The 15,772-nt window shown below is 41.8% G+C and carries 11 protein-coding genes and 1 rRNA gene; 5 read left to right on the top strand and 7 right to left on the bottom strand.

What is annotated here, in order from left to right; genetic code table 11:
• Positions 1–6: 6 nt before the first annotated feature.
• Positions 7–1,503, bottom strand: coding sequence for a flavocytochrome c (locus L2748_RS05285; protein WP_220778359.1), 1,497 nt, complete (start codon positions 1,501–1,503; stop codon positions 7–9).
• A 190-nt stretch (positions 1,504–1,693) separates the two neighbouring features.
• Here L2748_RS05285 and L2748_RS05280 point away from each other — a divergent pair, with 190 nt between their 5' ends.
• On the top strand, positions 1,694–2,485 hold the full coding sequence (locus L2748_RS05280) for a TetR/AcrR family transcriptional regulator (protein ID WP_220778357.1): 792 nt from the start codon (positions 1,694–1,696) through the stop codon (positions 2,483–2,485).
• Positions 2,486–2,573: 88 nt separating this feature from the next.
• The gene (locus L2748_RS05275) at positions 2,574–3,665 is read left to right on the top strand and encodes a branched-chain amino acid aminotransferase (RefSeq protein ID WP_220778355.1); all 1,092 of its coding nucleotides are present in this window, start codon (positions 2,574–2,576) and stop codon (positions 3,663–3,665) included.
• A 53-nt stretch (positions 3,666–3,718) separates the two neighbouring features.
• Here the strand turns inward: L2748_RS05275 and L2748_RS05270 are convergent, their stop codons facing one another.
• The 4 genes from L2748_RS05270 to L2748_RS05255 form a co-directional block, all read right to left on the bottom strand.
• Positions 3,719–4,669: an acyltransferase gene (locus L2748_RS05270; protein ID WP_220778354.1), complete on the bottom strand. Its 951-nt coding sequence runs from the start codon at positions 4,667–4,669 to the stop codon at positions 3,719–3,721.
• Positions 4,670–4,675: 6 nt separating this feature from the next.
• Positions 4,676–5,578 carry an acyltransferase gene (locus L2748_RS05265; protein ID WP_220778352.1) on the bottom strand — a complete coding sequence of 301 codons (903 nt, stop codon included), beginning with the start codon at positions 5,576–5,578 and terminating at the stop codon, positions 4,676–4,678.
• A 297-nt stretch (positions 5,579–5,875) separates the two neighbouring features.
• On the bottom strand, positions 5,876–7,399 hold the full coding sequence (locus L2748_RS05260; protein ID WP_246616044.1) for an EAL domain-containing protein: 1,524 nt from the start codon (positions 7,397–7,399) through the stop codon (positions 5,876–5,878).
• A 302-nt stretch (positions 7,400–7,701) separates the two neighbouring features.
• Positions 7,702–9,219 (bottom strand): YifB family Mg chelatase-like AAA ATPase, encoded by a 1,518-nt coding sequence (locus L2748_RS05255; protein ID WP_220778350.1) that lies wholly within the window; start codon positions 9,217–9,219, stop codon positions 7,702–7,704.
• Positions 9,220–9,720: 501 nt separating this feature from the next.
• On the opposite strand from L2748_RS05255, the gene L2748_RS05250 reads away from it, so the two are divergent.
• Positions 9,721–11,274: a methyl-accepting chemotaxis protein gene (locus L2748_RS05250; RefSeq protein ID WP_220778348.1), complete on the top strand. Its 1,554-nt coding sequence runs from the start codon at positions 9,721–9,723 to the stop codon at positions 11,272–11,274.
• 122 nt (positions 11,275–11,396) lie between these two features.
• On the opposite strand, the gene L2748_RS05245 is transcribed toward L2748_RS05250, so the two are convergent.
• Both L2748_RS05245 and L2748_RS05240 read right to left on the bottom strand, forming a co-directional pair.
• Positions 11,397–12,653 carry a sensor histidine kinase gene (locus L2748_RS05245; protein WP_220778341.1) on the bottom strand — a complete coding sequence of 419 codons (1,257 nt, stop codon included), beginning with the start codon at positions 12,651–12,653 and terminating at the stop codon, positions 11,397–11,399.
• Positions 12,625–13,293, bottom strand: coding sequence for a response regulator transcription factor (locus L2748_RS05240; RefSeq protein WP_220778339.1), 669 nt, complete (start codon positions 13,291–13,293; stop codon positions 12,625–12,627). Before L2748_RS05240 ends, L2748_RS05245 begins: the two co-directional genes overlap by 29 nt.
• A 93-nt stretch (positions 13,294–13,386) precedes the next feature.
• On the opposite strand from L2748_RS05240, the gene L2748_RS05235 reads away from it, so the two are divergent.
• Both L2748_RS05235 and L2748_RS05230 read left to right on the top strand, forming a co-directional pair.
• Entirely contained in the window at positions 13,387–14,583 is a 1,197-nt protein-coding gene (locus tag L2748_RS05235; RefSeq protein WP_220778338.1) for a DUF5666 domain-containing protein, read from the top strand.
• 1,105 nt (positions 14,584–15,688) lie between these two features.
• Positions 15,689–15,772, top strand: a 16S ribosomal RNA gene (locus L2748_RS05230); the annotation flags it as partial.

Below are 15,772 nucleotides of genomic sequence, written 5' to 3'. Positions count from 1 at the left end.
GTTTCCTTATGCTTTCATCATTGAGCGTGCAGCGGTAACGCCAAATGCCAAACAATCGGGGGTGGAGCAACCGCCTAGTCGACTCACTCCATGTACGCCACCAGATACCTCGCCTGCGGCATATAAGTTAGGGATAGGCTTACCGTTTTTAGCTGCAATCACTTCTGCTTTGGTATTAATTTGAATACCGCCTTGGCAGTAGTGCACCTTTGGCCATAAACGCTGCACGATAAATGGTGCAGTCAGATAGATACCTGTGCTCATATTCATGCGTTTGCCAAACTGCGGGTCATCACCGGCTTTGACGTATTTATTCCAGTCATCAATTTGCTTTTTAAGCGGCTGTAGCGGCAATTCAAAGTGTTTAGCAATGGCTTCTACGCTGTCGAATTCCCACGCCACGTTATACCTGAGCACGTTTTCCATTGATGGATCTTTTTGTGCTTCATGCTTTGGTGCAATGAGTAGAGCAGGGTTAGGCTTACCGTCTTTATCACGTCGTTGGATCTCAAGATCTGCACGGTGCTTACGGTCAGCAGTTTCATTCATGAAACGTTCACCGGTATTGCGGTCGATTGCGATTGAATGCGGGAAGTTATACAGTGAGAAGCCTGCGCCATAGCCACCTTCATCTGGTGACGCCCAAGGACCAGACTGAATAAAACTGAGGTGGATCGGCATAGCACCTTCGGCAAGCATGGCAATCAAGCCGTCACCTGTTGCACCACGGGCATTGGTATGGCCAACTTCATCGCCCAATGTTGGGTCTAGGGCTTGACGGAATGCTACGTTAGCCGCGAAACCACCTGTTGCAATAAGTACACCTTTTTCAGCTTTTACATTAATCAGCTTGCCGGAGTTTTCATGGTCAGTGTGATAGCCTTTGCGTACTTTAATCCCTAATACACTGCCGTCTGCGGCTGTGATCAGGCCTTCAAATTTATGCCTAATCTTGGTTTTTACACCATAGCTACGGGCTGTTTTTAGCATCGGGCGGATAAAGCCAGCGCCTGAGCGTTCAACCACTTGGTGGCTACGAGTCGCACTTGTACCACCCGTGTTAATGATATGGTCGCGATAAACGCAACCGCAATCTTTGGTTAATTGGTAGATGTAAGGACCTAATTTAGCGCTGTGACGCAGTAAGGCTTCATTGGCATAGCCACGGCCTGAAGCAAGTTGGTCTTTTACCATTAATTCGGCGCTGTCTTTGATGCCTAGCTTGCGTTGCAAATCGGTATCGGCAAAGCAAGCTTGACCCGCATTAAGCGTAGAGTTACCGCCGTAAACCCCAAGCTTTTCAAAAACTACAATATCTTTAGCGCCTAGTTTTCCCGCTTCAACCGCTGCTGCTAAACCAGCAAAACCAGAGCCTACAATAACCACTTCATGGGTTTCATCCCATTTGATATCTGATGATTGTGCATTGACAGCAAGCGGAGCAAAAGCACCAATTGCTGCCGCTCCAGCTCCGAATTTTAAAAATGAACGTCTTGTTTGCATGATTGAGTCTCCATTTATCCTGACAACACAATATGCTGCGATGAGGAGAGCAAATCTGCGTCAAATCACACTTTATATTCGGTGAGAAAGTTTTTTGTGGATGCCTTCAAGAAAATGTTTCTTTTCAGTATCTAAATCGATATTTCTTCGTAGTATCGAGTTTAAATTGATAATGAAATAGAAGAATAATATGCGATGCCCCGGTAATAATATGGATGCTATTCGTTGTAATCAGTTGTTAGATGTTGCAGAAGAACTAATTGATAATCAGGGTGTTGTTTCTTTTAGGTTTGCACAAATAGCCAAAGGTGCGGGGTGTTCTACTAATACATTATATAAATATTTTGAATCTAAAGAAGATGTATTGGTTTGCCTATTTCTTCGGAATACGATTTCGAGTCAAATACCATTATTCATTAAAGAGAACCCTGATTTAAGTATTCATGAGCATGCTGTTCTGTCTATTTTATTCACTTTTGAAGCGGTAAAGCGCAGTCCTATTTTTAATATTCTACGAGTGGTTGCCATTAATAGTATGTTTTGGCAATTGGCGAGCTCTGACAAAGTAGAAATCCTAAAAAATCGAGTCAATTTGTTTTGGAGTCGAATTAAGAGACCACTAGAAAATGCTGTTGCCAGAGGTGAGTTGGCCGCGACTCAACTAGAGATTGATGACTTAAGCCAGGCATTATATTTTTTCCTCGCTGGCGCGACTTCGTCTTTTGAAAGTAAGTTGATGGATGAGCAATATTTTACCGCCAATGATGATGTGGGCTATCGCCATATCAGCCGCCTAATGAACCATTATCAATGGCGTGAACCTATTACTCGTGAAATGATGCAAGCATTGTCTTTGCGGATCAGTGCTCATTTAGATAAGGCGCAAGCTAACTGTCGTAATTGTCGTACCTGTTTAAGTGCTGGTCGGCAATCCGATTGTAATAGCGAACTGATTGAAAATAAAAATATCATCAATTCATAAACTTGAACAAACTAAGGCTCCCCCCGTTTTACTTGACTTTTTTATGACCACTGATAGGCTGCTCAGTCAGTAATCAAGGTGGTAAACAATGCAAATAACTTATAACTTAAAACCTGCGTTAGAGCGCCGTACCGAACCGTTTCAGCCTACAAAGAATGTTGGTTTCGGTAACCTCAGAACAGACCACATGTTTTTAATGGATTATCGCGATGGCGAATGGTGTGATCCACGTGTTGTTCCATATGGACCTTTTCAAGTCGCACCAGGTGCCATTGCACTGCATTACGGTCAGTCAGTTTTTGAAGGCGCTAAAGCCTTTCAACATGAAGACGGTGAAATCTATACTTTCCGTATTGATAAAAATGCTGAACGCCTCAATCTCTCAGCAGATATCCTTTGTATCCCAGGAGTACCAGAGCAGATACAGCTTGATGCGATTAACGCATTAATTGATGTCGATCGTCTGTGGTTTCCAATGCAAGAGGGGGCTTGTCTTTATATCCGCCCGTTTATTTTTGCCACTGAAGACCGTTTATCTGTGAGCCCGAGTGAGCAATACACCTTTTGCGTGATACTAAGCCCAAGTGGTCCTTATTACAGTGATGGTTTTGATAAAGCGATTCGCTTGCTGATCAGCGAGCGTTTTCATCGAGCTGTATCTGGTGGCACTGGTGCATCGAAGGCGGCGGGTAATTATGCAGCCTCGTTAAAAGCGGGGAAGGCGGCAGCTGAGTATGGCGCTGCGCAGGTATTATATTTGGACGCGAATAATAAGCAGATTGAAGAAGTGGGCGCAATGAACCACTTCCATGTGCTGAAAGACGGCACTATTATTATTCCTAAGTTTACCGACACCATTTTAAAGTCGATTACCTCGCAATCGATTCTTGATTTAGGTGAGCTGCTTGGCTGTGAAGTGCGCCAAGAAACCGTGATGCTTGAACAGTTTATTAGTGATATTGAATCCGGTGAAATTATTGAGGCCGGTGGTTTTGGCACTGCGGCTGTGGTATCGCCAGTAGGCTCATATATCTTTGAAGATAATCGAGTTGTCACCGTTGGGGATGGCGGAGTGGGAGAGCACACAAAACGCATTTATAAAGTCTTGACTGAAATTCAGAAAGGCCATATTCAAGGGCCTGAAGGTTGGATTCAGCACGTAAAGCGATTGAATGTGTAGCGCTAACTTAAATTAAAAAAGGCTTCTAAATTGAAGCCTTTTTTGTAGTAGTTCTAGTGTGGTTTCGCAGCACTAGGCTTATTTACGATATGCTCACTTGTAGCATTGTGCTTAAGCATGAGTTGATGGATCTCTTCATCTTTTTCTTCCCAAAGATCATTTAGCCAGCGCTGAAAATCAACGCGATAGGTAGCTTCAGAGAAGTAACGTTTATTATCGACTTCTGGCACAGGGAGAACTTTTACACGTACTACAATCTTTTTCATGCGACCGTGCATAACTTCGTATAAAGCATCCTTCTTAAACACTTCTGGGTATAGAACGGTGACGTCCAGTAGATTGGTAAACTGCTCACCCATTGCCGAGAGTGCAAAAGCAATACCACCGGCTTTAGGACGAAGCAGGTAGCGGTACGGTGAATCTTGACGGGCATGTTTTTCTGCGGTGAAGCGGCTGCCTTCAACATAATTAATTATAGAAGTTGGCATGCCACGAAACTTCTCGCAGGCTCGTCGAGTTGTTTCCAGATCTTTACCTTTTAACTTAGGATTTTTCTTTAATTTAGCCGGGCTAGTACGCGTCATAAATGGCATATCTAATGCCCAGCAACCCAGACCTAGAAAAGGCACATACATCAGCTCTTTTTTGAGGAAAAACTTAAGCATTGGAATATGGTTACGCAGGACGTAGGTTTGCGCTGCAATATCAAAACCACTTAGATGGTTGCTTATTAGCAAATACCAGCTGTTTTTATCTAGGTTGTCGAGACCTTCTATATCCCATTCGATGTCAGCCAATAGGTATAAAATCCCACCATTACAGCTAGCCCAAGCCCACATAAAACGATTCATTAAGTGGGTTAACCCATTGCGGGCAATTGTAAAGGGTATTAACAGCTTAATGATACCGCCAATACTGATTAACGATGCCCACACGACGGTATTGATAATTAATAATAGGGTGCTTAAAAAGTACAGCAGGGACCCTGGTAAAAAGTTTAACATCGTGTTTTACGCCTCTTCTCGAATTTCTGTTTGTGCTAATTCAGTTAGCACTTGATCTTTTTGTTGCCACATAAGGTTGAGCTGTTCTTGAAATTGGATTTTAAACTGACGATCTTTAATGTAATCACCGCGAAGTTCACTACCGATATCATTTACCTTGATATGGACTCTTACCTCTTTAACTTGACCACTAATATATTCCCAATAACTAGGTACCTTATCTGGGTAATAGATAGAAACGTCAACTAATTTATTGATTCGATGTCCCATTGTAGATAGAGCAAATGCCATGCCGCCGGCCTTAGGTTTCAGAAGGTGCTCAAAAGGAGAGTTCTGTTTACTGTGTTTGTTTGGGTGAAAGCGTGTACCTTCTACAAAATTCATTACGCTAACAGGTTTACTTTTAAATTTAGCGCAGGCCTTACGTGTAATTTCAATATCTTTACCACGCAGCTTAGGGTCTTTTTTCAGCTGGGCTGTGCTATAGCGGCGCATAAAAGGAAAGTCTAATGCCCACCAAGCGAGGCCGAGAACAGGCACAAAGATGAGTTCTTGTTTGAGGAAGAACTTCAAAAAAGGAATTTTGCGATTTAGCACTCGCTGTAAGATAAGAATATCAACCCAAGACTGGTGATTAGCAATTACCATGTACCATTCTTTGGTAGATAGTTGACAGTCACCTTCAATCGTTAGTTTTATTGGGTGGAGTAGGTTTTCGATTACGCCATTAACACTTATCCAAGCGCTAGCACAAAAATCGAGAAAATAAGTACAGGCTTTACGAGTGAGCGCCAAAGGAATTAGTTTGAAAAAACTCACCATTAATATGGGGGTAACCCAAAATAGGGTATTAATAAAATAACAGAAAAAAGCGAAGCTTCCCCTAATGCGTGACACTATCGCACCCATCCATAACCTCAAGAAAAAAATTGGAAACCTATAGTACTCGTTGTCAGCCCTTGTCTCAATCTAGATGTTAAATTTTGCCTGTAAACTGAGTTTCCCTTCGCGGTTGTTGGTGACTTTGTTATTTCTACAGGTATAAGTCGTTGCGTTAATCAAACTGCATGAATTTACCATGCTTGGTGTGCGACCATTTTGCGTAAAGTCACTTGATAGGTATTAATTGCTTTTAATACCTATGGGAGCAAAAGAACTGGGATTTATTGGAGCCAAGAGCTGCGACCACCTCTTGGCTGAATGGCATTAATGATTAAGTAAATAAGCACGAAGATCAGTGGCAGGTAATGCCTTGGAATAGAACCAACCTTGGTGTAAATAGACCCCAAGTTGTTTCAGATACATCGCTTGTTCTTGGGTTTCTACCCCTTCTGCGATTAGCGCAATATCCAGATCTTTTGCTATTGAGATATAGGAGCGAATAAGGAAAGGCTGGGTTTGTGGTTCCAATATTATCTTAGTAAAGGCCTTATTGATTTTCAAACCGTCGAAATTCAATTGTTGAATCAGTAAGCCGCCACCATGACCAACGCCGACATCATCGAGTTTTATACGGCAGCCAAGTTGCTTGCAACCTGCAATGAACTCGCGGACGGATTGAACAGACTCAATAGGTTGGCGTTCGGTTAATTCAAAGCAGAGTTGATCGACTGGATAGCCTTTATCTGCGAGTAGTTGAAGGTAAGGCAGTAAGCGGCTGTGTTCAATTTGTTTGGCACTAATATTGATGCTGCATCGAGAAATCTGATTACTTCTTAGTAAAGATTTTAACTCACTAAGGGAGGTATTAATCATCCATTGGGTTAACTTTGGCATAACAGAGTCTTGTTCCAACATGCGAATATAGCTATTTGTTTCTCTGTATTCGCCATTTTTTTTACGCCATCTTAATAGGGTTTCTACTCCATAAACTTGGTTGTTATCAGTATCGACGATAGGTTGATATTCAAGATAAAAGGCTTCTTTTTTTAATGCTGAAACAAACTTTTTATGCCAGTAAAGCTTCATTAAATATCCACGGAATAAATAAATAATCCCCGTTAACAGTGCTGTTGGTATTAGAAGTAATAAGAACAGCGTCAGCCATAGTTGGTTTGTAGCGTGTTTATTGGCGAACAAACGGTAACTGAAATCAGAATCCTTAGCTTTATATTCAATACTTGAAAGGTCGTTGACTTGTGTGTGTTGTTTCATCCACGAATGGCCATTGATCTTGATATTGATCCCACCACAAACTTGGCAGTTAGCGAGTACTGTATTGATAGTATCTGCGGATTGTACGGGGACAAATACTTTGGCAGTACTGCCTGTTGTACTGGCATAAATGGCACGCTGTTTGTTAAAAGTACGCTCGTCCTCACCTATTACGAGTCCATAGCCATCAATATCTTGACTAAGCAGTTTGCCACCCATGGGGACTGGCCAACGGCCAATTGCAGAGCAGATATAATCTTCATTATTAAATCTGACCCAGGGCACAGGCTGATCATTTTGTTTAAAGAATTTACCTTTTAGCAGTGCAATTGTATCTTCCGAGCAATGATCACTTTGCTGTTGCTGCAACATTGTTTGAACTTGGTTCATTTGCTCTTTTGCTGCAAGGAGCCTTTGGTCATAATCATTGTCTAATTGCACTGCAACGCTGGTTAGCTGGCGCGATAATACAAGTTGGCTTAGAACTAAAGAAGATGCCAGTAATGCAAGAAAGGCGATGCCAACAATAAGAGATGTAATGGCATGGGTGCTGCTATATTTATGTTTACTTGGCATGTTTATGGTGAGTGTTAGTAATTAAATAGTGATAATGGAAAAGGGTTACTTTTATGACGCTCTTGAAAAGCCATTGCTATTTCCACACTTTACATTGTAGCTAACAAATTAATGTTGAATGTGACGGGTGGATTTACACTTGCTACTTGCTCGTCACTTGGTTAACGAAACTGGCGGAATTTACTGGAATAAGTGCTTATGTACAACTTATTTATGAATAAATTAACGTTTATTTAATCTAGCGCAGGTTTTGCTTAAAGTGAGTCGTCACATATCACAGTATTTGTTTAACGTGTAAACTTTTATCGTGATAGCGAGGCTAATAGTCTATCCATTGCGCGATAGCCTAATGCTTGTGCAATATGGCTGCGGTCAACGCATGCGTCTTGTTTTAAATCTGCAATAGTGCGGGCGACTCGCTGTAAGCGATGGTAGCTGCGAACGGACAAACCTAACTGAGTAACGCTTTGTTCTAAAAAGGCTAAATCTTTTTCTGCGAATTGACCATCTTGTATCAGTTGCTTACCAGATAGCTCACTATTAAGTACACCGGTTCGGGCTAACTGTAACTCTCTTGCTTTGTTAACTCTCTGTGCAATTTCAGCACTGGTTTCAGCTTGATTATTGTTGCTATTGAGCGCACCAAGAGGCAGCTTTGGCACATCAATTGTGAGGTCGAATCTGTCAAGAAATGGGCCGGATAGTTTAGAGAGGTATCGTTGTATTTGCTCATTACTTGATCGAGCATTATTTGTATCGCCACAGGGGCTGGGGTTCATGGCAGCAATTAATTGAAAACGGCTAGCAAACGTCAGTTTTGCCGCTGCACGCGAGATACTTATCTCCCCGGTTTCCATCGGTTCTCGCAGGCAATCGAGTACTTTTCGTGGAAATTCTGCGACTTCATCTAGAAAGAGCACTCCCCTGTGAGCCAGTGATATTTCACCAGGCTTTGGTTGGGCACCTCCACCCACTAATGAAATGGCAGAGCAGGTATGATGTGGGCTGCGAAATGGACGACGATAAAAGCTAGCAGGCTTAATATTTTGACCTGCAACGGAGTGAATAGCTGCGACTTCTAAGGCCTCATGATAATCGAGTTGAGGTAAAAGCTGCATTATTCGACTTGCAAGCATAGTTTTGCCTGTACCAGGTGGGCCAAGCATAAGTAAATTGTGATTACCTGCAGCGGCAATTTCTAACGCTTGCTTAGCCTGATATTGACCGATGACTTCGCTCATACATAATTCGGCAATTGGCTTGTCGGGAGATAGCCACTCTAGATCCACATCGATGCTCGGGAGTTGTGATTGCCCATGAAGATAAGCTGCAAGTGACTGTAGGTGAGTGGCAAAGCGAACGTTTTCAAAACCGACTAACTCGGCGTCTTCACGGTTATCAATGGGTAGCACTAATATACTATTTAGCTTGCTGGACTCCACGATAACCGGCAGTACCCCTTGGCAATAGCGTACATGACCAGACAGAGCAAGTTCACCCACAAACTCATGATGCTTTATCGACTCCAGCGGCACTTGCTTTGAAGCAGCTAAAATACCAATGGCAATAGGCAGGTCATAGCGTCCGCCTTGTTTAGGTAAATCCGCGGGGGCTAGGTTTACTGTTATGCGGCGCATAGGGAACTCAAACCCAGCGTTGATGAGTGCGCTGCGTACTCGCTCTTTTGCCTCTTTAACTGAAGCTTCAGGAAGTCCAACTAAATTGAAAGCAGGTAGCCCATTACTTAAATGGACTTCAACCGTAACTGTAGGAGCATCGACCCCAAAACTGGCACGAGTGGTAACGCAGGCGATGGCCATAAACAAATCCTTTTGTATGGTGTTTTTATCAATAACAGCTTTGACTCGGGAAGTCCTGTTTCCCGTAAGATTTAAGTTAAGTTTAGCTAAAGTATTTGGGTTTGCTCATGAGTTAGCAAAGTTGGGTTTTGGGGAGTTAAGCTTTGCTTAATAGGTATCGCTAAATTCCATCTCACCACAGCAAGCTATAAGGTTCTAAGATCGGCTGGGGACTAATCGTAGATAGCTCTTATAAAGCGAAGCAAACTGTTTCGGCAAGCACTGTTTGCGAGGCATAGCAACCACTCCAGACGACAGGTTAATCACATTTAGATATAACCCCTGGTAGAATCTAATTCTTAGGGAATGAATGGTTTTATATGTCAAGTCTATATATTTCAGTCTGTTAGGTGGTAGATTTTAGTAGGCTTAAAGAAAATATGGTTATTATTTTGATGGAAACCCAATATTGGTACTACACTGAACTGGAAGATTTTACGCCATTACATAAAGGATTATATTATGGACGAAGAGTACCAGTATCCCGCCAATTACAATTTAATTTCTATTACTTCTCCTGCTAGTCATATTAAATATGCCAGTCCTCACTTTTCTGAAGTTGCAGGGTTTGAAGATGGCGAGCTTGTTGGTCTTCCTCATAATGTTGTCAGGCATCCGGATATGCCGAAAGCCGCTTTTAAGGATCTTTGGGGTCACTTACAAAGTGGTCATCATTGGATGGGAATGGTGAAAAATAGCCGCAAAGGTGGCGGTTATTATTGGGTCGATGCTTTCGCATCACCGATCAAAAGTGATGGTGAAATTGTTGAATTGCAATCGGTACGCTTTAAACCTGAACGAATTCATGTAAAGCGTGCTGAGGCTGTTTATAAACAGCTTTCAATCGATAAAAAACCTTTTCAATTAAGCATCGGCCTGAGAACCCGACTGTGGCAGCGTAGTGCTTTTTGTTATGCGATTACGGCTATTATCTCCTATGCAGTTGCAATGTTTAGCCAAAATACAGCCATTGCGATGACATGTTTTTTTGTACTGGCAACCTTGGCGAGTTACCTACTCACCCGTCCTTTGGAAAAAATGGCAAAAGAGGCACGTAGAGACTTTAATAATCCGCTGATGGAGTTGATTTATACCGGAAAGATCAACGATCTCTCTGAGATTGAATTGGCGATGAAAATGCGTAAACAGCATGTTAAAGCCTTAATTGGCCGCGTGAATATTTCAGTGATGGAGGCGTGTGATAAGACCTTAGATAACGCCAAGCTTGCCACAGAAAATAACCATAAAGTCACCGAACATCTTAATACTCAAAAAACCGAGATTGAAATGGTCGCTACTGCTGTTAATCAAATGCAGGCAGCCTCTACGGAGATCTCCCAAAATGCTCAAGGAACGGCTGAAGCAACGATGCAGACTCAAAGCACCATGTCTGATAACTTGGAATGCATTAATCAAGTAAATAAGTCGATGCTGGAGCTAGTTGATGAGCTCGCTTCCATCTCCTGTACTGTTGTATCTCTTGATAAGCAGACCCAGCAAATTAGTTCGGTGATCGATGTGATTAATGGTATTGCTGAGCAGACCAATCTGTTAGCGTTGAATGCTGCTATTGAAGCTGCTCGTGCGGGGGATTCCGGGCGTGGTTTTGCTGTGGTATCTGATGAAGTACGCACTTTAGCGCAGCGTACTCAGGTGGCGACCACAGAAATCCAGTCAGCAATCGAAGAAATTCAGAATAATAGTCAAGTTGCGGTTAAGTCGCTTGAGGTGGGTAACGATAAATCTAGCAAGACAGTTAATATAATCAATACCTCACTCAATAAAATTAGTGAGCTTGAAGAGCTAATCGAAGGGATTGTAGAGCGTAACCAGCAAATAGCGGTTGCGATTGAAGAACAAGTGTATGTCTGTAATGAGGTCAACACCAATGTGCAGATGGTGAATTGTAAGGTGTCTGAATCGTATGATCTGATTATCGTGACTAATACGCTTAATCAAGAAGTTGAGAGCAGCACCGGTGATTTATCGAATACCATCAGGAACTTCAGTATATAGGATATAAGATTGCTGGCAATGTGTTTAACTTATCGCTGAGCTGCTATAGTTTTGCCGTAAAAATTTAGGCGGGCTAAATAAATAGAACGATAGAACGAATTATCTATTAATAGTATTTGAGGCTAAAGCAAACCCTCTTTAGTTTCAAATATCAACATAGTACGAAACTCAATACCGTTATCATGTGGATAATAACCCCAGCCCATGCGTTCGCAGATGCGTTCAACGATGACTAAACCAACACCATAACCGGCATTGTAAGTTTCATTGCCGTTATGACGATTAGTGATGGTTAGCGTATGACGCTCAACCTTAATCGCAATATCGCCAATACTGTAGCTAAAGGCATTTTTGATAACGTTGTTCAGTACGATTGCGATAAAGCTTGATGGAGCATGTACAGTAACTGAATCGTCAACGCTTAGGTGGTAGGTGCTACCTTGATGGGCGAAGAGTACCGCCATTTCTGTTAACTGACTTTGTAAGGCTTCGGCTAAATCAACCTCGGCAATATAGCGTGAGCTAATGGACTCTTTCCCCAATAATAAAAAGGTTTCCGTAAGAACTTGCATTTCATCACTGGCCCGTTGCAAACGCTTAACCGCATTGACTGCCAGTGGATGCTGGTTAGGGATTTTTGCCAATAACTCGGCAGACCCCCTTATCACAGTGATCGGGGTTCTTAGTTCATGGGAGGCAAAGTGACTAAACTCCTTTTCACGTTGAAAAAAACCATTAATGTCATTTTTACTATCAAGCAAAGTCTGCTCAATATTTCGGGTTTCGACAAACTGAGTCTCGACATCAAAGGGCGGATCATCTGGCGACATCTGAGCAATTTTTTGTTCAATAATCGTTAAGGGTTTAGAGAGCGCACGAATAAAATACAGGCTGTATATAGTCATCAGTAGACCAATTAACAGTCCTAAAATCAAAATGTAGTCGTGTAAATGCTCTTCATATTCATCAAGGTAGTCATCGGCATCGTCTTGGAACAAAACATACATTAAGCCTTTGCCTGAGGGGTGAGCGCTTACAATAAAGTGTTTGTCTTCTTCACCTCTTAGCTCTTCATATACGCCTGGAGAGGTATAAGCGTTGAGCCAAGGTGGAATGTTTTGTTCACTCCAATAAGTTTTAAACTCATTGGTATTAGGCAATACTGTTGTATCGCCATAAACTTTATAGTCTTGGTTATAACGATATACTTCTGTATCGAGCCAATGTTTAAGGCTGATTTTTTCAATTTGGTTTTCTGCTATGTAAATCAAAGACCAGAATAGGCTGAACATAGCAAACGTCATCAACCCGAAACTCCAACGGATTTTGCGGTAGATGCTTGGAAAGTGCTTATGCTTTGAGTCGGTAACCTTGTCCATGAATTGTCTCTAATCGTGATTGCTCGAAGCCTTTATTAAGCGCAGTGCGTAATCCATATATATGGCTACGTAATGCATCACTCGGTGGTGACTCATCTCCCCAAACTGCATCGGTGACATCTTGCCTGCTAACTATGCTAGGAGCCCGCTTGATTAAGACTTTTAAAATCTTGAGTTGAATGCGACTAAGTTTGATAGGTTGTTCTGCACGAGTCACGATATCGGTTTGAGTATTTATATTAATGTCGGCAAAAGTGAGCACGCCAACATCCTGTCTTGGGCCGCGATTACTTAATGCATGTAATCTGAGGCTTAGCTCCTCCATTGCGAATGGCTTGAGTAAGTAGTCATCTCCACCGGCCTTAAAAGCAGCGACCTTGTCTTCAAGGCTATCTTTAGCTGTTAAGAACAGTATAGGTGTATTGCAGTATAGATCTTGTCGCAGTTTACGTACCGCACTGATGCCATCCAGCTTAGGCATCATGATATCCATAATAATTACATCGTAACTATTTTCAGATAAAAGATTGATTGCCGCTTCACCGTGATAGGCGCAGTCAATGACCATACCTTCAAGTTCTAAATAGTCAGCAATTGTTTCCGCTAGGTTGTGGCTGTCATCAACAATTAAAACTTTCATAGATTATTTTATCTTTCTTCACGATCGCTTCACGGTCGTAGATTTAACATACGCCCAAATTTGATAATCATCTTACAAAGTAAGGGTATTTAGATGAAAAAAATAGCTTTAGTTTCAACACTTGCTCTGATTTTAACTGCTTGTGGCGGTGGAAGCGATAGTTCTTCTGACAACGGTAGTGGTGGCGACAATGGTAACGGTGGCGCAGTTACGGCACCTGCAGCAGTGAAAGGCACCATTGATTCTGTTGACACAGTTAAAAGCAAAATCGTTGTAAATGGCTATAGCTATGATGTTGCTGGCGTTGTTTACGGTAACACACAACTAAATATCAGCGATCTGCAATCGAATATGATGGTACAGATCGGCGGCGCGCAAAAAGCAGCTGGCGTTCAAGTTCAACTTGAGCCAACGATTACTGGTACTGTAACGGCTATTGATCGTGTAGCAGGTACATTTGAGGTTAACGGCATTTCGCTAACTTACAAGCTATCTAACGAAATTGAGTTGGGTGACTGGGTAATGGTGTCTTCATTACCAACGGCTGACGCTGGTTATAAAGTATTGTCTGTTGTTAAATTTGAAAACGATGATCTAATCAACCACTACGAAGTAGAAGGTCGCTTATCTAACTTAGATAACAATGCATTGAGCTTTAAAGTCGGTGCAGCACTAATTGTTGATTATTCAGCAGCGCATGTAGAAGACAATGCCGTTCTTGCTAATGGCCAGTGGGTTGAAGTAGAAGGCAGTATGAATGTAAATACACTTGAAGCGACAAGTGTAGAAGTTGAAGACTATAGCGATCTAGCTAACGATACTGAAGTTGAAGGCATCGTGACTTGGGTTGACGCTCAGCAAACAGCATTCGAACTTAACTACCAAGGCCGCTTTGTTGTCAATGCTCAAACTAAGTTTGAAGATGGTTTTAAGACAGATCTGAAACAAGGCGCTTTAGTTGAAGTGACTTCTGTGAAGCAAGGTGCACAACAAGTTGCTACAGAAGTCGAATTCGACGATGACAACTCAACTGGTGATGACAACGACAATGATAACGTTGGCAGCTGGAAAGAGTTTGAAGTCGAAGGTTTTGCTACTTCTGTGAATGCTACTGATAAGAGCTTTGTCATTACTACTGCAGGTAAAGCAATCACTATATATGTTGATGCAAAAACTCAGTTTGAAGACCGTCTTCAGTTTGACACTATTGACCAACAACGTATCGAAGTTGAAGGTGTTGTGATTAACGGTCAGAACATCGCACGTGAAATTGAAGCAGACAACGACTAATCTTTTAGTTACTTCGGCTTGTGTTTGAAGTGTAAAGAGTCCTGTAGGTTAGCTCAGAGTTGATACCGGGTTAACCAATTAAAATGCCTTCTAATATAGAAGGCATTTTTGTATCTGCCGTTTACAACTCATTATACCTCTATAATAGTGACTACTTTGATGTAGTGAATATGGGGAAATCACAGGCGTTTTATAGAGAGTGGTAGTGACACCTTATAATCTTCACTTAAGATATTCTCTAGAACATTCAATTTACGCTTAATATAAAGAGAGTACTGCACGATAGCTTCACATATATAAGTGGCTTTTATAAATGCCTATGTAAGGTTCAGGCAAGTTTGTGCTTTATATGGAGCTTTTTAGATACACTCTTTATATAGGCATAGTGAGCATTGATTATCCTCAAAACTGAATTACAGCCGACATTATTTCTATTTAGCAATTAATGGTGCTTCTATAGTGGGCTCAATTGCTTCTGAATTGGCTAATATTAGCACTGAAATGAATAAGTCTGTGGATAACCTGTACGTTAGCTGTAGCTTGTAAAGGTATAAAAATTAAATGTATTTTTCTTTCAAAAAGCGCTTGCGCTACTCTGAGATATCCCTATAATGCGCATCCACTGACACGGCACAGCAGGCCAACTAGACTAACGCTTGAGATTAGAAATAGTCGTAAACGCTAGATAGAACGTGACTTGCAGCAGCGTTAGAGAGATTAACTTCTACGGAAGTTAGCCTCAGGTGACAATCGCTTTAGAAGCTCAATTAGATGGTTATTAACACGAGAGTGTATAAAGAATCATCGCTTGAAAAACTTCTTAAAATAAGCGCTTGACGCCGACACTGGGAAGTGTAGAATACGCCTCCTCAGCCAAACGACCTAAGCGTCTAAGGCGAAGTCTGAAAGACGGCTTCACGCTCTTTAACAATATGACAAGCAAATCTGTGTGGACACTCACAGAGATTAAGTTATTCGAAATTGCCTCTCACGAGGCAATCAAAAAATTACTTAATGAATGAGTGTTCATAGCAATATGTAATACAGAATTCGTTGAGCCGCTGATTTAGCCTTACTTGTAAGGTGGAAGAAGCAAACAAAACTTTAATTGAAGAGTTTGATCATGGCTCAGATTGAACGCTGGCGGCAGGCCTAACACATGCAAGTCGAGCGGTAACACAAGGGAGCT

The organism is Shewanella sairae (genome assembly GCF_023283535.1).
Classification (GTDB): Bacteria; Pseudomonadota; Gammaproteobacteria; order Enterobacterales; family Shewanellaceae; genus Shewanella; species Shewanella sairae.
Note: the sequence above shows the minus strand (reverse complement) of the source record. Positions and strands in the feature narration are given on the sequence as shown.